The organism is Bacteroides sp. HF-4919 (genome assembly GCF_018860125.1).
Genome location: NZ_JAHKNF010000006.1, coordinates 140,110 through 160,392, shown reverse-complemented (window position 1 = coordinate 160,392; position 20,283 = coordinate 140,110). Strand labels below are relative to the sequence as shown.

16 protein-coding genes are annotated in these 20,283 nt (G+C 49.6%); 14 read left to right on the top strand and 2 right to left on the bottom strand.

Translation table 11 applies throughout. The features are described from left to right. Positions 1-54 precede the first annotated feature (54 nt). From KO473_RS12075 to KO473_RS23680, 14 genes are all read left to right on the top strand, one after another. Positions 55-1,356, top strand: coding sequence for a beta-galactosidase (locus tag KO473_RS12075; RefSeq protein ID WP_181996023.1), 1,302 nt, complete (start codon positions 55-57; stop codon positions 1,354-1,356). Beyond that, a complete protein-coding gene (locus KO473_RS12070) occupies positions 1,353-3,797 on the top strand; it encodes a glycoside hydrolase family 3 N-terminal domain-containing protein (protein WP_122130242.1) in 2,445 nt (814 codons plus the stop codon). Before KO473_RS12075 ends, KO473_RS12070 begins: the two co-directional genes overlap by 4 nt. A 5-nt stretch (positions 3,798-3,802) precedes the next feature. Further along, positions 3,803-5,056: a uroporphyrinogen decarboxylase family protein gene (locus KO473_RS12065; RefSeq protein WP_122130241.1), complete on the top strand. Its 1,254-nt coding sequence runs from the start codon at positions 3,803-3,805 to the stop codon at positions 5,054-5,056. A gap of 153 nt (positions 5,057-5,209) precedes the next feature. Beyond that, positions 5,210-5,848: a corrinoid protein gene (locus KO473_RS12060; protein WP_032541477.1), complete on the top strand. Its 639-nt coding sequence runs from the start codon at positions 5,210-5,212 to the stop codon at positions 5,846-5,848. A 2-nt stretch (positions 5,849-5,850) separates the two neighbouring features. After that, on the top strand, positions 5,851-6,552 hold the full coding sequence (locus KO473_RS12055; RefSeq protein ID WP_122130240.1) for a vitamin B12 dependent-methionine synthase activation domain-containing protein: 702 nt from the start codon (positions 5,851-5,853) through the stop codon (positions 6,550-6,552). Positions 6,553-6,558: 6 nt separating this feature from the next. Beyond that, positions 6,559-7,563 carry a uroporphyrinogen decarboxylase family protein gene (locus KO473_RS12050; RefSeq protein ID WP_122130239.1) on the top strand — a complete coding sequence of 335 codons (1,005 nt, stop codon included), beginning with the start codon at positions 6,559-6,561 and terminating at the stop codon, positions 7,561-7,563. A gap of 91 nt (positions 7,564-7,654) precedes the next feature. Next, entirely contained in the window at positions 7,655-8,779 is a 1,125-nt protein-coding gene (locus tag KO473_RS12045; protein ID WP_005818436.1) for a glycoside hydrolase family 26 protein, read from the top strand. Positions 8,780-8,815: 36 nt separating this feature from the next. Continuing rightward, complete coding sequence (locus KO473_RS12040) at positions 8,816-9,988, top strand: 4-O-beta-D-mannosyl-D-glucose phosphorylase (RefSeq protein ID WP_005810271.1); 1,173 nt, start codon at positions 8,816-8,818, stop codon at positions 9,986-9,988. A gap of 25 nt (positions 9,989-10,013) precedes the next feature. Continuing rightward, positions 10,014-11,393: an MFS transporter gene (locus tag KO473_RS12035; protein ID WP_181996029.1), complete on the top strand. Its 1,380-nt coding sequence runs from the start codon at positions 10,014-10,016 to the stop codon at positions 11,391-11,393. An 11-nt stretch (positions 11,394-11,404) separates the two neighbouring features. Next, complete coding sequence (locus KO473_RS12030; RefSeq protein WP_122130301.1) at positions 11,405-12,583, top strand: AGE family epimerase/isomerase; 1,179 nt, start codon at positions 11,405-11,407, stop codon at positions 12,581-12,583. A gap of 69 nt (positions 12,584-12,652) precedes the next feature. After that, on the top strand, positions 12,653-14,416 hold the full coding sequence (locus KO473_RS12025; protein ID WP_005818438.1) for a DUF6057 family protein: 1,764 nt from the start codon (positions 12,653-12,655) through the stop codon (positions 14,414-14,416). 6 nt (positions 14,417-14,422) lie between these two features. After that, positions 14,423-15,883, top strand: a complete 1,461-nt coding sequence (locus KO473_RS12020) for a PD40 domain-containing protein (protein ID WP_122130236.1) — start codon at positions 14,423-14,425, stop codon at positions 15,881-15,883. 15 nt (positions 15,884-15,898) lie between these two features. Next, complete coding sequence (locus KO473_RS12015; protein ID WP_122130235.1) at positions 15,899-17,017, top strand: Rid family hydrolase; 1,119 nt, start codon at positions 15,899-15,901, stop codon at positions 17,015-17,017. A gap of 32 nt (positions 17,018-17,049) precedes the next feature. After that, positions 17,050-17,184 (top strand): hypothetical protein, encoded by a 135-nt coding sequence (locus KO473_RS23680; RefSeq protein ID WP_005775568.1) that lies wholly within the window; start codon positions 17,050-17,052, stop codon positions 17,182-17,184. A gap of 482 nt (positions 17,185-17,666) precedes the next feature. Here KO473_RS23680 and KO473_RS12010 read toward each other — a convergent pair whose 3' ends face one another. Further along, positions 17,667-18,815 (bottom strand): hypothetical protein, encoded by a 1,149-nt coding sequence (locus KO473_RS12010; RefSeq protein WP_122130232.1) that lies wholly within the window; start codon positions 18,813-18,815, stop codon positions 17,667-17,669. Between the two features lie 169 nt (positions 18,816-18,984). Beyond that, a complete protein-coding gene (locus KO473_RS12005; RefSeq protein ID WP_005818445.1) occupies positions 18,985-20,259 on the bottom strand; it encodes a hypothetical protein in 1,275 nt (424 codons plus the stop codon). Positions 20,260-20,283: the final 24 nt, after the last annotated feature.

Sequence of the window (20,283 nt, the reverse complement as noted above, 5' to 3'; positions counted from 1 at the left end):
TGCAATATCAGTTACAGAGTGAAAAGAATCTTATAAATAAAACATCTGATAATTATGAAAACCCTATCGAGTATACTACTGACCTTGCTGGTCGTGTTCGGGGCATGTACTTCTCCCCGGATTTCTTCCGATCCTTTTGTCCGTGTGTCAGACGGGCGTCTGACGGTGAATGGAAAACCTTACTATTATATTGGGACCAATTTCTGGTATGGAGCCATATTGGGGTCACAGGGGCAGGGGGGTAATCGTGAAAGGTTGCTTCGTGAACTCGATCACCTGAAAGCCCATGGAATCAATAACCTGCGTGTTCTTGTCGGGGCCGATGGAAAAGATGGTATCCCGACAAAAGCTGAACCTGCGCTTCAGATAGAAGCAGGCGTATATAACGATACTATTTTCGACGGACTCGATTATTTCTTATCGGAGTTGGGCAAACGGGATATGTATGCTGTGCTTTTCCTGAACAATAGTTGGGAGTGGTCGGGCGGATATTCCCAATACCTTTATTGGGCGGGGCACGGTGAGGTACCGATGCCGAATATAGCCGGGTGGGATGCTTTCTCCGGTTATGTGGCACAATACGCTAAGTCTGAAAAAGCACACCGTCTGTTCCGGAATCATGTTACCCACGTCGTGAATCGTGTCAACCGGTACACGGGAAAGAAATACAGTGAAGATCCTGCGATCATGTCCTGGCAGATAGGAAATGAGCCCCGTCCGTTCGGTGAGGAGAATAAGGAAAGCTTTGCGGCGTGGATTGCGGATTGTGCGGCACTTATTAAATCATTGGACCCTAATCATCTGGTCTCGGTCGGATCGGAGGGAATGGCCGGTTGTGAAGGAGATCTTTCACTTTGGACTTCCATTCATGCCGATGCCAATATCGATTATACCACGATTCATATCTGGCCGAACAATTGGGGATGGATCGATAAGAAAGATATTCCGGGAACTCTCGGACAGGCCATAAAGAATACTTGCTCTTATATTGACATACATGCCCAAGAGGCCCATAAGATAAACAAGCCGTTGGTGCTTGAAGAGTTCGGTTTGCCGAGAGACAGCGTAAAGTTTGCCTCGGACAGCCCGACTGTCCAACGAGACCTTTATTATAGGGAAGTGTTTGATATCGTCAAAAAGCATGCTGCCGGGAAAGGCGTTTTTCAAGGATGTAATTTCTGGGCATGGGGTGGATTTGCACAACCCCGCCACCTCTTCTGGCAAAAAGGAGATGACTACATGGGAGATCCGGGGCAGGAAGAACAAGGGCTGAATTCGGTTTATGCAACGGATTCGACAGTGTATATGATTAGAGAGACGGTAAATGATATTAACCAGATAATTCAGAAACAATGAAAATGAAATTACTGTGTATTCTGTTGCTGGGAGTGATTCCCATATGCCCGATCCATGGCAAGGATACGTTCGGGAAGAAAAAAGATAAAGCAACGCGGCTCCTTTTTTATGATCTGAATAAGAACGGGCAGATGGATACCTATGAAAATCCCTCTGTTCCGGTAGAAGAGCGTGTGGAGCACCTTCTGTCACAGATGACGCTGGAAGAAAAGGTAGGCCAGATGCTTACTTCATTGGGATGGTCGATGTACGAACGGGTGGGAGAGGAAATTCGCCTGACTGCACGGTTGGAAAAGGAAATCAGCGAATATCATATCGGGGCACTCTGGGGCTTTATGCGGGCCGATCCATGGACACGGCGCACACTGCATACCGGCCTCAATCCTTCATTGGCTGCCCGCGCCTCCAACCGTCTTCAGGCTTTTGTCATGGAGCATAGCCGTTTGGGCATTCCGTTGTTCCTGGCGGAAGAATGCCCTCATGGACATATGGCGATTGGTACAACCGTTTTTCCCACTTCCATTGGTCAGGCCAGTACCTGGAATCCGGAGCTGATCCGGCAGATGGGGCGTATTATTGCAACCGAAGCAAGTGCTCAGGGAGCGCATATCGGTTATGGGCCGGTACTTGATTTAGCCCGCGATCCGCGTTGGTCACGTGTGGAAGAGACTTACGGAGAAGACCCTTATCTGAATGGAGTGATGGGAGCTGCTTTGGTTCGCGGTTTTCAAGGGGACACACTAAGGGGGCGTAAAAGCGTAATTGCCACTCTCAAGCATTTTGCCTCGTATGGCTGGACCGAAGGGGGACACAACGGAGGTACTGCTCATCTGGGCGAACGTGAACTGGAAGAAGCTATTTTCCCTCCTTTTCGTGAAGCTGTAGGGGCAGGAGCATTGTCGGTGATGAGTTCGTATAATGAAATAGACGGTAATCCGTGTACCGGAAGCCGCTATTTGCTGACAGATATTTTGAAAGACCGTTGGCAATTCAAAGGTTTCGTCGTGTCCGATTTGTATGCTATTGGCGGATTACGGGAACACGGAGTTGCAGGCAGTGACTATGAAGCAGCCGTGAAAGCTGTGAATGCCGGGGTGGATAGTGATCTGGGGACGAATGTATATGCGGAACAACTGGTTGCCGCAGTTCGAAAAGGAGATGTCGCTATGGAGACAGTAGATAAGGCGGTACGCCGCATATTATCTCTCAAATTCCACATGGGATTGTTTGATGCTCCGTTTGTTGATGATAAGCGTCCGGCACAACTGGTCGCCTCTCCCGAGCATATCGGACTGGCTCGTGAAGTTGCCCGTCAGTCGATCGTTCTGCTTAAGAATGAAGACAAGCTGTTACCGTTGAAGAAGGATATTCGTACCCTTGCCGTCATAGGTCCCAATGCCGATAATGGTTATAATATGCTTGGTGACTATACAGCCCCTCAGGCAGACGGTTCTGTGGTGACTGTTCTGGAGGGCATCCGGCAAAAAGTTTCTAAAGACACCCGTGTGCTTTATGCCAAAGGTTGTGCCGTGCGGGATTCTTCCCGTACCGGATTTGCCGATGCCATAGAGGCTGCCCGTAGTGCCGATGTCGTGGTGATGGTAGTAGGAGGATCGAGTGCCCGGGATTTTTCTTCGGAATATGAAGAGACAGGAGCCGCCAAGGTCTCTGCAAACCGGGTCAGTGATATGGAAAGTGGAGAGGGATATGACCGTGCCACACTTCATCTTATGGGCAGACAATTGGAATTGCTGGAAGAGGTTCGCAAATTGGGTAAGCCGATGGTATTGGTCCTGATCAAAGGGCGCCCGTTATTGATGGAGGGAGTCATTCAGGAAGCAGATGCAATTCTTGATGCCTGGTATCCGGGTATGCAGGGAGGAAATGCTGTGGCAGATGTGCTATTTGGCGATTACAATCCGGCAGGTCGTCTCACACTTTCCGTTCCGCGTTCGGTCGGACAGCTTCCGGTATACTATAATACGAAACGTAAGGGAAATCGCAGTCGCTATATAGAAGAGGCGGGTACTCCCCGTTATCCTTTTGGCTATGGCCTTAGCTATACGATGTTCTCCTATACCGGCATGAAGGTTCGGGTGAGTGAAGAAAGCAATCACTGCCGGGTAGATGTATCGGTAACTGTACGCAACCAGGGTACAGTGGATGGTGACGAAGTGGTGCAGCTTTATCTGCGGGATGAAGTCGGCAGCTTTACAACTCCTGACAGACAGCTGCGTGCTTTCAGCCGTGTACGCCTGAAAGCAGGTGAGACCCGGGAAATAACTTTTACTCTCGACAAGAAGTCGTTGGCCCTGTATATGCGGGACGGTGAATGGGCCGTGGAACCGGGACGTTTTACAGTCATGGCAGGAGGCTCTTCCGAAGACATTGCCTGTCAGCAGGAATTTGAGATAAACCGAAAATATACTTTTAAAATGTAAATGCTATGAACGGATCAAGAGATAAAGTGCGCAGTGCACTCAATCACCGGAATACAGGTAGTGTACCGGTCGATTTCGGTGCAACAGCGGTTACAGGCATTCATTGCCGCATTGTAGAAGCATTGAGGAATTATTATGGGCTGGAACCCCGGCCGGTAAAGATTGTGGATGCCTTTCAAATGTTAGGGGAAGTAGATGCGGAACTGGCTGAAAAGATCGGGGTGGACTGTATCGGTATAGGAGGTCCTAAAGATATTTTCGATCTGGATGTAACCCGTATGCGTGAACAGACAACACCTTGGGGACAACTGGTGCTGGTACCTGAAGCGATGGATCTTACTCCCGATGCTCAAGGAGATGTTTATGTGTATGCCGGAGGAGATAAAAGCTATCCCCCCAGTGCCGTGATGCCTAAAGGATGCTATTTTATTAATGCCATCGAGCGTCAGCACCCCATTGACGAAGAACAGCTGAATCCGGAAGACAATGTGGAAGAGTTCGGATTGCTGACGGAGGGAGATCTGGCTTATTACCGTTCGGAGACAGATAAAGCATATCAGACCGGCCGGGCCGTCGTGGCCAGTTTCGGAGGCACAGCCTTGGGAGACGTTGCTTTTGTTCCCGGTATGGGGCTGAAGCAGCCGAAGGGGATCCGGAGTGTAGTGGAGTGGTATATGTCTACAGCCATGCGGCAGGATTATCTGCATCAGGTATTTGAGAAAGAGATTAATATTGCCATTGCTAATTATGAGAAACTTTGGGCTGCACTCGGAGATAAAATAGAGGTGGTGCTGACATGTGGTACAGATTTCGGTTCACAAGAGTCGCAGTTTTGTTCCATAGATACCTTCCGCGAACTTTGGTTGCCGCATTATCGGCGGATGAACGACTGGATACATCAGCATACCACCTGGAAAATATTCAAGCACTCTTGCGGAGCTATCATTCCCATTTTGCCCGGGCTGATCGAAGCCGGATTCGACATTATCAATCCGGTCCAGATTAATGCCAAAGACATGGATTCCCGGAGGTTGAAAGAGGAGTTCGGCAGCCGGCTGACTTTCTGGGGAGGAGGGGTCGACACGCAGAAGATACTGCCTTTCGGCACTCCGGACGAGATACGTCGCCATGTAAAGGAGCAGTGTGAGATATTGGGACGTGACGGAGGGTTTGTTTTTAATGCCGTCCATAACATTCAGGCCAATGTTCCCGTCGAGAATGTAGTTGCGATGTTCGATGCTTTAAAGGATTTCCGCTGAGGACCGTTTGCGGGGCTATAATTATTGACAATATGAAAATCGGCCGGCAACTGTTGCCGGATGAGGATACATCAATGCAATGAATCTATGTCAGAGGTTCGTTGGGAAAGAGTACGTATATATACATTATTAATCTTATAAATGATAAATGCCATGAATAACCTCAATGAATTATATGAAGCCATCTTGGCGGGTAAATTGGAACAGGCAGTCAGCGTTACCAGAGAAGCGGTTGCCGAAGGAGTCGCACCTCAGGAGATCATCAATGAATATATGATCAAGGGCATGGAAGCCATCGGTGCACGTTTTGAATCGGGACAGGTGTTTGTGCCGAATCTCCTGATGAGCGCACGTGCCATGCGTGGTGCACTCGATATACTCAAACCACTGATGCAGGGAAAGGCCGATTCGTACATCGGCAGGATTGTGATTGGTACGGTCAAGGGAGATTTGCATGATATCGGTAAGAACTTGGTCGCCTCCATGTTTGAAGGGTGTGGATTTGAAGTCATCAACCTGGGAGTAGACGTATCGAGTGACAAATTCATCTCTGCGGCACTGGAGAACAAGGCAGACATCATTTGTATGTCCGCGTTGCTCACCACTACCATGAACTATATGAAGGAGGTAATCGATGCCCTTGAAACCTCCGGATTGAGGGGAAAAGTGAAGGTGATGGTGGGAGGTGCGCCTGTCAGCGATGCTTTTGCCAGGTCTATCGGTGCCGATGCCTATACCAGTAATGCCAATGCAGCCGTAATCATGGCTAAAAAGTTGATAAACGCCTGCTGAACATGCTTATGAATCCGCATATCGTTGAAGGATGCCTGCCTTTCACCTCGTTGAGGCTCGATCCGGAGGACATCAGTCTTTCGATGGGTGCCGGTTACGTGCCCGACGCAGAGATGCGGGCAATGTGCCGTGCACTCGAAGAAGAGATTGCCGGCATTTGTATTCCCCGGTTTCTGTATATTCTGTTCGATTCCGAACCGGCCGGTACTTGCGAAGTGGGAGTGAATGGGATTTGCCTGAAGACGGGAGCCGTTATTACTCCCTATCTGAAAGATGCTGCGGGCTATGCGCTCTTTGTGGCCACTGCGGGGCGTGAGTTTGAGGCTTTTCAGCATGAAACGTGCGCCCGGGGTGACATTCTGCGGGAGTTTCTTCTGGATGCCTATGGTTCGGCGATTGCCGAAGCTGTCGTCCGTGAGGTGTGCCGGAAGGTGGAAACACAGATGTTCGCTTTAGGCTATGGGGTGAGCCATCCTTACAGTCCCGGTTATTGCGGGTGGCATGTCACACAGCAACAGTTACTTTTCAGTTGCCTGCCCGAATCTCCTTGTGGGATTCGGTTGAGTGATTCTTCCCTGATGTCACCCATTAAGTCGGTCAGCGGTATTCTTGCTTATGGTCCCCGCATGGCCAAGCGGAAATATGGATGCGAACTGTGCGGCAAAGCCGATTGCTATAAAAACAGAAATAAACTAAAAAGATAGAATGCTATGGAACTGTCAAAATATATAAAAGATAAATTAATATCAGAGAAACGGGTGGCGATGCCCATCATGACCCATCCGGGCATCGAGTTACTGGGTAAACGGGTGCTGGATGCCGTAACGAACGGAGAAATCCATTATCACGCCATCCGTGCCTTGAATGAATGTTTTCCGCAATCGGTGGCTTGTACCACCATTATGGATCTTACAGTAGAGGCAGAAGCCTTTGGAGCACAACTCAGTATGTCTTCAAATGAAGTACCCAGCGTGTCCGGGCGCCTGCTTGCCGGATATGCAGATGTAGAGGCCTTGCAGGTTCCTTCACTTGAATCCGGGCGTGTGCCTCAATACTTGCAGGCCGACCGCCTGGCGTCAAAAGGGATAGATAAGCCCGTGCTGGCGGGATGTATCGGTCCTTACTCTTTGGCAGGACGTCTGTATGATATGACGGAAATCATGATGGCTATTTATACAGAACCCGAAACAGCCCGGCTATTGCTTGAAAAATGTACGGAGTTCATTCTCCGCTATTGTCTTGCTATTAAGGAGACCGGGGTAGCCGGGGTCATTATGGCGGAACCGGCTGCGGGGCTTCTTTCGAATGAAGATTGCTTGCAATATTCGTCTGTCTACGTGAAACGCATTATCGATGCCGTGCAGGACGATTCGTTTACGGTTATCCTGCATAATTGCGGTAATACGGGACATTGTACTCCGGCTATGCTGGCTACCGGTGCCCAAGGATATCATTTCGGTAATAAAGCGGATATGCTTGCCGCTCTCCGCGAGTGCCCTTCGGATGTATGGGTGATGGGGAATCTGGATCCTGTGGGCGTATTCAGGATGTTAACTCCCGAGGAAGTTTTCGCGCAGACAGAAGAACTTCTGAGCCGTACAGGCGGATACGCTAACTTTATTGTCTCTACCGGTTGCGACACTCCGCCCGAAGTACCTTTTGATAACATTCAGGCTTTTTATCTGGCTGTAGAGAAATACAATAAGGGGAGATGAATGATAATACCAGTATTGGATAATATTGTACTTGTTTCCGGGGGGAATCCCTCCTACTTTTGTGAAGTATTCATTGCTAAATAAACGATTTATGATTAAGAGAATAAAGATATTGGCTACAGGTGCACTGCTGATGGCAGGATTGGGTGCCTGTTCTCCTTCGGGAAAGAAAACGGGGTCGGAAACAGTTGCCGATACCCTGCGTACAGCGGAAACGGTGAACTTATTGAATAATCTCCGGCAGATTCCCGGACAAGGATTCATGTTCGGTCACCATGACGATCCGCTTTACGGTGTGGGCTGGGAAGGTGACGAAGGGCGCAGTGACGTGAAAAGTGTGTGCGGTGACTATCCTGCAGTTATGTCGTTCGATCTGGGGCATATAGAATTGGAAGGTGAGAAAAGTCTGGATCATGTGCAGTTCCGTAAAATACGGCAGGAAACGATTAACCAGTACAAGCGTGGAGGAATGGTTTCTTTCAGCTGGCACCTCGACAATCCGTCTACAGGCAAAGACGCATGGGATGTGAGTGACACGACGGTCGTTGCCTCCATACTTCCCGGTGGAACACATCATACCAAGTTCGTGGGTTGGCTTGATGCCGTTGCGGCCTTTATGAATACTCTGGAAACAGAAGACGGGACAAAGATACCGGTTCTTTTCCGTCCCTGGCACGAACATACCGGAAGCTGGTTCTGGTGGGGACAAAACCTTTGTACGGCTGAACAATACAAAGCCCTCTGGCGGATGACGTATGAACGTATGCATGCCAAAGGAGTAAAGAACTTGCTTTATGCTTATTCCCCGGGATCGGAACCAAAGGATTCGGCAGCTTATCTGGAACGTTATCCGGGAGATGACATCATCGACCTGGTGGGCTTTGACACCTACCAGTTCGACCGGACGCAGTATATGGAGCAACTGGATAAGTCACTTGCCATCCTGACAGAAGTGGGGCAGTCGCACAATAAGCCTATCGCCATCACCGAAACCGGTTTCGAAGCTATTCCCGATTCTACCTGGTGGACACAGACACTCTATCCGGTAATCAGCAAGTACCCTATCAGTTATGTGCTGGTATGGCGCAATGCACGTGAACGGGTGAATCACTATTATGCTCCTTATCCCGGGCAGGTGTCTGCCGATGACTTTGTGAAGTTCTACCGTGAGCCGGAAACTTTGTTTGTCTCGGACGTGAAAGACCTTTATAAATAGAAAATCAAATAAATAACGATAAAAACACTGTCCATTATGAGTCTGTTTAATGATAAAGTTGCTAAATTGCTCTCCGGGCATGAAGCACTGTTAACACGCAGGAACGAACCGATAGAAGAAGGAAACGGAGTGATAACGCGTTACCGTTATCCTGTGCTGACCGCTGCGCATACGCCTGTCTTTTGGCGATACGACCTGAATGAGGAGACGAACCCTTTCCTGATGGAGCGTATCGGCGTGAATGCAACGCTGAATGCTGGGGCCATTAAGTGGGAGGGGAAATATCTGATGCTGGTGAGGGTAGAGGGAGTCGACCGCAAATCATTCTTTGCTGTTGCCGAAAGCCCGAATGGCATTGATAATTTCCGTTTCTGGGAATATCCGGTGACTTTGCCCGAAGATGTGATTCCGGCAACCAATGTATACGATATGCGTCTCACCGCCCACGAAGACGGTTGGATTTACGGCATCTTCTGTGCCGAGCGGCATGATGATGATGCTCCTGCCGGTGACTTGTCGTCGGCTACTGCCACGGCCGGTATCGCCCGCACCAGAGACCTGAAAAATTGGGAACGTTTGCCGGATCTGAAAACAAAGAGCCAGCAACGCAATGTGGTGCTTCATCCCGAGTTTGTGGATGGAAAGTATGCACTCTATACCCGTCCGCAAGACGGATTCATAGATACAGGTAGCGGAGGAGGTATCGGGTGGGCACTGATTGACGACATGACTCATGCAGAGGTGAGTGAAGAGAAGATTATCGACAAACGCTATTACCACACCATCAAAGAGGTGAAGAACGGTGAAGGGCCGCATCCCATCAAGACCCCTCAGGGATGGCTTCACCTGGCTCATGGGGTACGCAATTGTGCCGCCGGACTGAGGTATGTGCTGTATATGTATATGACTTCGTTGGAAGACCCTACCCGGCTGATAGCCTCTCCGGGCGGCTACTTTATGGCTCCGGTAGGAGAAGAGCGCGTCGGTGATGTATCGAATGTACTCTTTTCGAATGGCTGGATAGCCGATGATGACGGGAAAGTGTTTATCTACTATGCCTCGTCGGATACCCGGATGCACGTGGCCACCTCGACTGTCGAACGGTTGGTGGACTATTGCCTGCATACCCCTCAGGACGGTTTTTGTTCCTCGGCTTCGGTGGAGGTACTGAAAAACCTGATTGAGCGGAACCTGAAACTGATGAAATAAGAAAACCAAGAATAGAATGACCACTATGATTACACTGAAAGAGAAGATCGGCTACGGATTGGGCGATATGGCTTCATCCATGTTCTGGAAACTGTTCGGTTCTTATCTGATGATTTTTTACACCGATGTGTTCGGGCTGCCGGCCGCTGTGGTAGGAACCATGTTTCTGATTACCCGGGTGTGGGATTCGGCTTTCGACCCTATTGTGGGAGTGATTGCCGACCGTACCCAGACCCGGTGGGGCAAGTTTCGTCCTTACCTGCTGTATCTTGCTGTCCCCTTTGCGCTGATAGGTATCTTTACCTTCACCACTCCGCAACTGAGCGAAACGGGAAAACTTGTCTATGCCTACATCACCTATTCTTTGATGATGATGGTATATTCGGCTATCAATGTGCCTTATGCTTCTCTGCTGGGAGTGATGAGTCCCGATCCGAAAGAGCGGAACACGTTGTCCACCTATCGCATGACTTTTGCCTATATCGGCAGTTTCATCGCTTTGTTGCTGTTCATGCCGATGGTAAATCTGTTTGGAGGTGCGGAGGATGAACAGCGTGGCTGGATGTTGAGTGTAGTGGTGATCGCTGTGATGTGTGCGGTTCTGTTCTATCTCTGTTTTGCGTTGACGCGTGAACGGGTGAAACCGATCCGGGAAGTGCAGGGCTCTCTGAAAGATGACTTGAGGGATCTGCTTCACAACCGCCCGTGGTGGATCTTGCTGGGTGCCGGAGTGGCGGTCCTGGTCTTCAACTCCATCCGTGACGGAGCTACGGTTTATTATTTTAAGTACTTTGTGGTAGAAGAGGATTATTCAACAGTCTCCCTCTTCGGGGTCTCTTTTGTGCTGAGCGGGCTTTACCTGGCAGTGGGGCAGGCTGCCAATATCGTGGGGGTGATTCTTGCCGCGCCGGTCAGCAACCGCATTGGCAAAAAGAATACATATATGGGAGCCATGAGCCTGGCTACCATACTTTCCGTCATTTTTTACTGGTTCGGAAAAGGAGATATTGCTCTGATCTTTGTCTTCCAGGTACTCATCAGCATTTGTGCCGGAAGTATCTTCCCTTTGCTCTGGTCGATGTACGCTGATTGTGCCGACTATTCCGAACTGAAGACAGGTAATCGGGCTACGGGGCTGATCTTTTCCTCTTCGTCCATGAGCCAGAAGTTCGGATGGGCCATAGGAAGTGCATTGACCGGTTGGCTACTGGCTTACTTCGGATTTCGTGCCAACGAGGTGCAGAGTGTAGAAGCCATTCACGGAATTAAGATGTTTCTCAGTTGGTTGCCGGCCGTCGGGACGGTACTGTCTGTTATCTTTATCAGCATGTACCCACTGTCGGAGAAGAGAATGAAAGAGGTGACCTCGGAATTGGAGAAGAAAAGACAAACTGCTCAATCATGATTCAAAATACTATGGACAAGATTCTTAAACAGGAAATGCTGGAAGAACTCACCACCCACATCCTTCCCTACTGGATGGAACGGATGGTGGATCAAGAAAACGGTGGATTTTACGGACGTATCACCGGACAGGAAGAACGGATGCCTCAGGCAGAGAAAGGAGCCATTCTGCATGCACGTATTCTGTGGACCTACTCTGTCGCTTACCGCCTGTTGGGCAAAGAAGAATACAAAGAGATGGCAACCCGGGCCGAACGTTACCTTATCGACCATTTTTATGATCCGGAGTTCGGAGGAGTTTATTGGTCTCTTGATTACAGGGGTGAGCCGTTGGATACCAAAAAACAGATTTACGCCATCGGTTTTGCCATTTATGGTCTGAGCGAATATCACCGGGCCACCGGAGATCCGGAAGCATTGGAGTATGCCGTCCGTTTGTTCTATGACATAGAGTCCCATAGCTTCGACCGAATAAAGAACGGCTACTGTGAAGCGCTTACCCGGGAGTGGAACGAGATAGCCGATATGCGCCTTAGCGAGAAAGATGCCAATGAACGCAAGACGATGAATACCCATCTGCACATTCTTGAGCCTTATACCAACTTATACCGGGTTTGGAAAGACGAGGGGCTGAAACGGCAGTTGCGTAACCTGATAGAACTTTTTATGCAGAAGATATTGGACAACGATACATTCCATCTGCGACTCTTTTTTGATGATGACTGGCAAAGTAAATATGCCGTTATTTCGTACGGGCATGATATTGAAGCCTCCTGGCTGTTGCACGAAGCTGCCCGCGTACTGGGAGACGCCGAACTCCTTGCCGAAGTGGAACCTGTTGTGAAGAAGATCGCTGCGGCCGCATCCGAAGGTTTCACTCCCGACGGAGGAATGGTGTATGAAAAGAACCTCGCTACGGGACATGTGGATGGCGACCGTCATTGGTGGGTACAAGCCGAAACCGTAGCCGGATACTATAACCTGTTCCGCTATTTCGGTGATTGCGAAGCTTTACAGCGTTCCGTGGTCTGTTGGCGATTCATCAGGCAACATCTGATTGACGATGTCCACGGTGAATGGTTCTGGAGCCTTCGGGCCGACGGCACTGTCAACCGGGATGATGACAAAGCCGGATTCTGGAAATGCCCTTATCATAACGGGCGTATGTGCATTGAGCTGTTGGGCGGATAAACGCATTGTTTCCCCTTTCGTTAGATTGTTTTCCAAACTTTTTGTACTTTTGGGCACAATTTAGCGAATATGAAAAACAAACACGTCAAGAGAGTGAACCTGCTTCTCTCCATCCTATTGGGAGCAGGTGTCTTTATCTTCTTTGGAGTATATTATCCTTATCATCTGCACTATCAGGAACAGTTCCAGATGTTTCTTTTCACGTCCGGGTATTTTGTCGAACGGGCATCCCATCCCGGTGGAGTGGCGGATTATTTAGGTAATTTCCTCACTCAGTTTTATTATTATTCGTGGGCGGGAGCCGCTGTCTTAGCAGGTGTATTGTGGGGCATGCAACGTTTGGTTGCATTTATTGCCGGACGTATGGGAGAGTGCTCTTTGTGGTATCCGCTTACCCTGCTGCCCTCTTTGTGTTTCTTTATTCTTCTTTGTGACGAGAACTATCTCCTTTCGGGAGTCCTTTCCGCTTGCATGGTGTTGGGGGCAGTTGCGGGATATACCTGTATTTTCAATCCTGTCGTACGCCGTATCTCCCTTTGGGCAGGCATTCCGGTACTCTATATGTTGGCGGGAGGTTGTGCCTGGTTGTTCATCCCGCTGGCTTTGATGGTTGAGTTTTGGCGCTTCGGCACGAAGCACTCTTCCTTATGGCTTCCGGCAGGCGGAGCGATTCTTGTTGCCGGAGTCACAATCTGGGCTTCCCGGTGGTTGTTTCCTTATCCGATGGACCGCTTGTTGTGGGGAATCGGGAGTTATCGTTTCCCTTTATTCTTTCCGAAAGCACAAGTGGTTGCCTGGATAGCTCTCGTGTTGGTTCCGCCGTTAGTAGCCCGCCTGCCCGGGAAGATTACCCGGGGACGTTACGTTATGGCCCTTACGGGGCAGTTCCTGTTGATGCTGTTGGCCATGAATCTCCTTGGCAAGCGCAGCATCGCGATGAATAAAGAGGCAGTAATGGCCTACGACTGTCACGTACGTATGCAGGATTGGGACGGTATCATTGCCCTGGCCGGGAAGAAATTGCCCGATACTCCCATGGCGGTTTCCTGCCTCAACCTTGCCTTAGGGATGAAGGGGCAATTGGCCGACCGCATGTTTCACTATCGCCAGCGTGGAAAAGAGGGGCTGTTCATGTCGTTTGTCAATGACTTTACAATTCCTCTGGTAGCTGCCGAACCCTATTATTACCTGGGAATGGTGAACACAGCCCAACAACTTGTCTTTGAAGCGATGGAGGCCATCCCCGATTATCAGAAGAGTGTCCGCTGTTTTAAGCGGCTTGCCGAAACAAATCTGATAAACGGAAGATATGAAGTGGCAGGCAAATATCTGCGTATCCTGCAACATACCCTTTTTTATAAAGACTGGGCCACGGAGATGCTGGCTTGTCTGGACGATGAGGCGCGGATCGATGCACATCCCGAGTACGGACGCCTGAGAAAACTCACCCCGCAAACCGACCTGTTTTTCAATCCGGCAGAACCGGAGATGACGTTGTCATTGTTGTTGCAGGCAAATCCGGAGAACCGGATGGCCTATGAATATCTGATGGGCATAACCCTGCTGAAGAAAGACATGGGACGATTCGTTCACTATTATCCTTTGGGAGAGAAACTGGGCTACCGCTCGATACCGAAGAGTTATCAGGAGGCACTGCTGTTTGGCTGGAGTATGCAGAAGCATACGCCGGGAGAGGAAATCCCCTGGAAGATTAACCGGGAGACAGGAGAGCGGTTGCGGGAGTATGCGCGCATTTACACTTCTACACGGTCTGAGGAGGCGTTGGCACCCCGGTTTGGAGATACTTACTGGTTCTATGTACATTTTAGATAAAAGATTATGAATAAGATAAAACAGTGTTTAGGTATCCTGCTGTTATCATTAACGGTGGTTTCCTGCCGGCAAAAGGTGGTATCGCCCGTTCCGGTAGATGCACTTCCTCCGATATGGCCCGACTATGCGGGGGTAACGATTCCCGCTACCATTGCACCGCTCAACTTCCGTGTGACTGCCGATGGGGCGGAGGCGGTAGATGTCGTGATTTCCGGAAAGAAAGGAGATCCCATCCGGACAAGCGGAGAATCTGTGGAGATCCCTGCCGGAAAATGGAGCGAGTTGCTGGAGAACAATAAAGGGGACAGCCTTGAAGTGAAAGTATGTATCCGTCAAAACGGAGAATGGAAAGCGTATCGGTCTTTCCCGTTCTATATCAGCCCGTTTCCCATTGATTACGGATTGGTGTACCGCCTGCTTGCACCGGGATACGAAATATACAGCAAGATGGGTATTTATGAGCGCGAACTTTCTACGTTTCGCCAGACTCCTTTGTTTGAGAATACTCAGGTGACGGCCGCCTGCGTCAATTGCCATGCTTTCAATCAGACGAACCCCGATCCGTCCAGCCTGCATGTCAGAGGCGGACACGGAGCCACGGTGATGACCATCGGTGGAGAGAGCGAGTTCCTCGATACAAAAGCTGACGGACAGCTTTCTGCCTGTGTTTATCCTTATTGGCATCCTTCGGGCGAATACATCGCTTATTCGGTGAACCGGACCAACCAGACTTTCCATCTGGGAGGGAAGAAGCCTATCGAGGTTTTTGACCAGGCTTCGGATGTGGTAGTTTACCATCCGCAGTCACATCGGATACTGACTACTCCTCTGCTGAGTACCGCCGCATTCGAAACATTTCCCGCCTTCTCGCCCGACGGACGGACACTTTATTTCTGTTCGGCGGAGCAGAAAGAGATGCCTGCCCGGTATAAAGAGGTGAAATACAGTTTGTGCAGTATTGCTTTCCATCCGGAGGACGGAACGTTCGGCGACCGGATCGATACGTTGATCTCAGCCCGCACGCTGGACAAAAGTATCTCTTTCCCCAAACCTTCGTTCGACGGAAAGTATCTGATGTTCACGCTTTCCGATTATGGGAATTTCTCCATCTGGCACAAAGAGGCCGATCTCTGGTTGCTGGACTTGAAGACCGGAGCCTATCGCAACCTGGAGGAGGTGAACAGTGACGACACGGAAAGTTATCACAACTGGAGCAGCAATTCACATTGGTTTGTGTTCAGCAGCCGGAGAGGTGACGGGTTGTACACCCGCCTTTATATCGCCTCGGTGGACAAGCAGGGGCGTATCGGGAAGCCTTTCCTGTTGCCTCAGCAAGATCCGTATATATTCTACGATCAGTTGATCTATTCGTATAATGTTCCTGAGTTTGTATCCGCTCCGGTGCAATGGGACAAACGGGAGATAGCCAAAGGGCTGATGTCGAAGGAGCGAGTTAAAGTGAAATAAAAGACGAGTAAGAGTATGGAATACAGAAAACATAGAATAGAGTATTTAAAGACTACTGTTGAATATTCCCTTTTTGGGGGTGAGGGAGAAACGAAGGAGGCGCATCTGATGTTTCATGTCGATCCGGAAGCGGGGAGTTATGAAGAGCAGCTGACGGCTATTTGCAAAGCATATCATAAGACATTGGGCAGGAAGATAAAACTCAGGGGAATGGTGCCGGCGTTTTGCCGTTACTTCCTGAGTGATGCCGCCAATCAGTGGGAGGTTTTGCAAGCTGTTTTGCAGGAAGAGCCATCGTATGCTGTCTCGGTCGTGCAACAGCCTCCGTTGGATGGAAGTAAGATTGCTTTGTGGGTCTATCTGACCTCCGAACGGAACGCTGCTTATAAGCATTACTGGACAGCCAGTGCGGGTGTGCCTTGCGGTAATTCGGAGCAGCAGATGAAAACCTTGTTAAAATCTTACGAAGCCGATTTGACCGGAAAAGGCTGTACGCTGGCTTCCGATTGCATCCGTACCTGGATCTTTGTGCAGAACGTGGATGTGAATTATGCGGGCATTGTCAAGGCGCGCCGTGAAAACTTTGTCGGGCAGGGACTGACCGAATCGACCCATTATATAGCCAGTACCGGCATAGAGGGGCGGCATGCCGATCCGAAGATACATGTGCTGCTCGATGCCTATGCGGTGAAAGGATTGCAGCCGGGACAGGTGACTTACCTGCATGCGCTGTCTCACCTCAGCCCGACAGCCTTGTATGGAGTGACTTTCGAACGGGGAACTTCCGTAGAGTATGGTGACCGTCGTCATCTCTTTATCAGCGGTACGGCGAGTATCGATCATCGCGGTGAAGTGGTTCATGTAGGCGATGTCCGGGAACAGACCCGGCGGATGTGGGAGAATGTGGAGAAGTTGCTTGAAGAAGGTAAGGCAGGTTTTGCCGATGTGGCGCAAATAATAGTCTATCTTCGTGACGCTTCCGATTATCCGGTTGTCCGGGCTATGTTTGCCGAACGCTTTCCGCAAATACCCATACAGTTCGTTGCCGCTGCCGTGTGCCGCCCTACCTGGCTGATCGAGATGGAATGTATGGCAGTAGCCGGAAACGATAACTCCAGTTATCAATCGTTTTGATAGAATTTATTCTATTTCGCTTTCTAAAAGATATGAAATGCGCTGTTTGCCAAACAGCGCATTTCTTTTTTTTGATAGATCCGGAAGAAGAAGCCTTCCTCAAAGGGGCTTTGGAAGCTGGAAAGCCGGGCTTGAAGGCTCCGAAAGCCGGGGTGTTGAGAGAATAGAGCCGGGCTTTCTGGAAAAAGAAGTAAGCATTTGCCGAAAATGCTTACTTCTTTCGGGGCAAATGCTTACTTCTTTTTGAAATATCTCCTAATGTTTTTCCGGATTACTCTTATTGTTTCCGATCGGAGCTCCAAAAGAGAGTGGAATTCTCCTGGTTGCTACTCCGGAACGAACGAAGTGGAAATGACAAAGAAACGGATCTTTGGGGCAATTTCCGTCTATGGGTCCTGCTTTTTGCAGAAACGGTGTTATCTTGTCCGTCCATCGGCTGTTCGGGTGATAAAAGTAAAAACAGCGATCGCCATAGAAGGCGATTTTAGTCTTGCGGCTTTATGACGGGCCGAAAGAAAGCAATCTGAGAGGATTGAAGTATCATTTTGACAGAATGTCAAAACCGCAGGAAGTGTGCCGAGGTTCACCACAGAGGACACAGAGTAACACAGAGGTGAAAAGGGTTTTGATTCACCTCATTCCGGTGAATTCAATACTCCGTTTCCTGCGGATTAAAGTTACACCATCCTTTTGTCCACTCCGGATAGTTGATTTCTTCCTTTTCACTGAACACTACATTTTCCATTACGGCAGGTGTCCCTTCTATGTCCGACGGATATCCGTTGATCCGGCAGTTCCAGAAAGTTACTGACGTATTGGTCCCCAGATACAGTGCCGAACCGAACAATCCCAACATACTTTCATTCTCCGGCCGCAGTCCGCCGCCATTGATGAAGTCGGGACGGTTTACGAATGAAGCGTCTCCCGAGGCGGGACCATAGATCGTGACATCTTCAAAGGTGGCGGCTGTGGTGGGAGTGGCCGGGCTGTTTGTACCGTTGTTGCTGCATTCGAAGGCATGAGAACCTGTGATGTCGGCTATTCGCGGATGGCGGATACCCAAGAGATGCTTGCACGTACCACTGTAACCATTGTCTGTATCGAAGTCGTCGTCCCAGCAATGATAGGCCACCAGATATTCTGCATTGACCGTTCCGCCGAACCATTCGAAAGCATCGTCATTGGCATAGGATACTTGCAGATGGTCTATCTGCGTACCGTTTCCTACCGAGCCGAAAGTGATTCCGTTAATCTCCTGGTTCTTCTTGAACGGATACCCCGCAAACTCTATGCGGACGTAACTCAGGATGCCCGAATTATCTGCGTTGTTCGGACCGCCGTGCGTGGTGCGCGGACCTCCTTCTATCTGCATGATGTTTTCGTTGTTCCGGGCATAGCCACAAAGAATCAGCCCTCCCCAGTCGCCCGGTTTCCGCTTTCCGGCAGGCATTTCGGAAGTGAATACAATCGGTGCATCCACTGTTCCTTGGGCTATCAGTTTTCCGCCCGGTTCTATGATCAGGGCGGCACGGGTCTCTTTGTCGCCCTTGATGACGGTGCCTGCCTCAATGGTCAGTGTGGAGCCGTATGTGACGTAACACCAACCTTTCATCAGGTAAGTGCCTCGTTTCAGGTATTGATGATCTTTTATCTCAAAGGTCTGTTCTCCGTTTCCGATGATGTTTTCACCGTAAACAATGTTGTTACCCTGTCCGCCGTTCTCGTCGTCCGTACAGCTACTGCCGGTCAGGCAAACCAGTGCTGTCAGTGCGATAATCCTTAGTCTGTATCTGTTCATAGTTTGAAAAACAGGTAAATGTGTCAAAATCCACCACAGAGGACACAGAGTAACACAGAGACAATTTTAAATTGTTGATTATTACTGAAAAACTCTGTGATGCTCTGTGTTACTCTGTGGTGAAAAGAGTTTCGACACTACCTCTTCATTCTGTGAGTGTATATGTGATTTATAACTTTGTCCAACCTTTGGTCCATTCGTTGTCTGCTTTCACTGCGCCTTTATAAGCCGCTTTCTCAAAGAAGCTGTCTGCCGAGAGGTCGGCTCCTCCTTCTTGGATTCCGATGAAGGTGTTGCTGAAGCTGAAAGTCTGGTTGATGGCATTGTGATTCTCTGCGGCAGTGAACAAGGCAGAAGAGTAACCGCCGTCACCGCTGGCTTTGATATCTCCCGCGATAGCGATGTAGTTCAATACCGAAGGACCATTCACCAAGTACTTCTCGGTTTGTTCTGTTTCGGTAGTCAGGTTATTGGCTTTGCCTGTAACCAGAGCATTGTAGATTTTGGCCTGAGTTCCGGCACGCAGGCGGATGCCTCTTTTACCTTCGTCATTGTTGGCGCCGATCAGTGTCAGGTTAGCCAGTGTGGGGCATGAAATCGGAGTGGCATCCATGTTCTTGTCATAGTTGTCGGCTTCGATCAGGCAGTCACATGTATATCCCAAAGTGGCGGGATCTTCCTGGTAGGCGACAAAGAATTGACCTTTTCCGCTCCATCCTTCTGTCCAGTCGAAAGAATCGTCACTGTTGCTTACCGATACCAGATACTTGGCATTGACCGTACCTCCGAACCATTCGAAACCGTCATCCGTACCTTTGTATGCTTCCAGATATTCGAGGGTAGTGCCGTTTCCTACACCGTAGAAGGTGAAACCGTTGCACTCTTTTTCTGTGGTGAACTTATAACCTGCGTATTCCAGGCGGATGTACTTCAGGATACCTGAGTTATCTGCCGGATCGGAACCACCGTAAGTAGCGTCTCCTACTTCCGATTTACCGGTCGATCCGATATTGATAGGGGCTTTACCGCAAATATGGATACCGCCCCATGCTCCGGGTTCTTTGGTGTCGGAGGTCATGATAATCGGAGCAGAGGCAGTACCTACCGCTTCGATCTTGGCTCCTTGTTCCACGAGGATGTAGTCGATGGTGGCATCGTCGCTCTTGGCGCTGATTGTCACACCTTCACCGATCTTCAGGGTAGAACCGGCTTTGATGATATATTCTCCGTCGAGGGAGAAGTTGTAGCCTTTGGTCAGGATCACGGTTTTTGATCCGTCTACGCTTCCTTTCAGTGTTCCGTTGTTGGCTACCACTTCTTCGCCTTCGCCGTTTCCGCCACCTTCGCCGTTGTTGTCGTCACTACAAGCTGCAAGCGAACACATTCCCATCAGGGCTGCTACGGCCCAAGAGTTGAGTTTTAGATAATTCATTTTCATCTTCATACTGTTTATGGTTTATACTATCTG

What these genes read in the sequence shown, in the direction of transcription:
- KO473_RS12075 (WP_181996023.1), top strand. Translation starts at nt 55, where the DNA reads ATGAAAACCCTATCGAGTATACTACTGACCTTGCTGGTCGTGTTCGGG.
- KO473_RS12050 (WP_122130239.1), top strand. Translation starts at nt 6,559, where the DNA reads ATGGAACTGTCAAAATATATAAAAGATAAATTAATATCAGAGAAACGG.
- KO473_RS12010 (WP_122130232.1), bottom strand. Translation starts at nt 18,815, where the DNA reads ATGAACAGATACAGACTAAGGATTATCGCACTGACAGCACTGGTTTGC.
- KO473_RS12070 (WP_122130242.1), top strand. Translation starts at nt 1,353, where the DNA reads ATGAAAATGAAATTACTGTGTATTCTGTTGCTGGGAGTGATTCCCATA.
- KO473_RS12065 (WP_122130241.1), top strand. Translation starts at nt 3,803, where the DNA reads ATGAACGGATCAAGAGATAAAGTGCGCAGTGCACTCAATCACCGGAAT.
- KO473_RS12005 (WP_005818445.1), bottom strand. Translation starts at nt 20,259, where the DNA reads ATGAAGATGAAAATGAATTATCTAAAACTCAACTCTTGGGCCGTAGCA.
- KO473_RS12015 (WP_122130235.1), top strand. Translation starts at nt 15,899, where the DNA reads ATGGAATACAGAAAACATAGAATAGAGTATTTAAAGACTACTGTTGAA.
- KO473_RS12030 (WP_122130301.1), top strand. Translation starts at nt 11,405, where the DNA reads ATGGACAAGATTCTTAAACAGGAAATGCTGGAAGAACTCACCACCCAC.
- KO473_RS12020 (WP_122130236.1), top strand. Translation starts at nt 14,423, where the DNA reads ATGAATAAGATAAAACAGTGTTTAGGTATCCTGCTGTTATCATTAACG.
- KO473_RS12040 (WP_005810271.1), top strand. Translation starts at nt 8,816, where the DNA reads ATGAGTCTGTTTAATGATAAAGTTGCTAAATTGCTCTCCGGGCATGAA.
- KO473_RS12045 (WP_005818436.1), top strand. Translation starts at nt 7,655, where the DNA reads ATGATTAAGAGAATAAAGATATTGGCTACAGGTGCACTGCTGATGGCA.
- KO473_RS12060 (WP_032541477.1), top strand. Translation starts at nt 5,210, where the DNA reads ATGAATAACCTCAATGAATTATATGAAGCCATCTTGGCGGGTAAATTG.
- KO473_RS12035 (WP_181996029.1), top strand. Translation starts at nt 10,014, where the DNA reads ATGATTACACTGAAAGAGAAGATCGGCTACGGATTGGGCGATATGGCT.
- KO473_RS12055 (WP_122130240.1), top strand. Translation starts at nt 5,851, where the DNA reads ATGCTTATGAATCCGCATATCGTTGAAGGATGCCTGCCTTTCACCTCG.
- KO473_RS23680 (WP_005775568.1), top strand. Translation starts at nt 17,050, where the DNA reads ATGAAATGCGCTGTTTGCCAAACAGCGCATTTCTTTTTTTTGATAGAT.
- KO473_RS12025 (WP_005818438.1), top strand. Translation starts at nt 12,653, where the DNA reads ATGAAAAACAAACACGTCAAGAGAGTGAACCTGCTTCTCTCCATCCTA.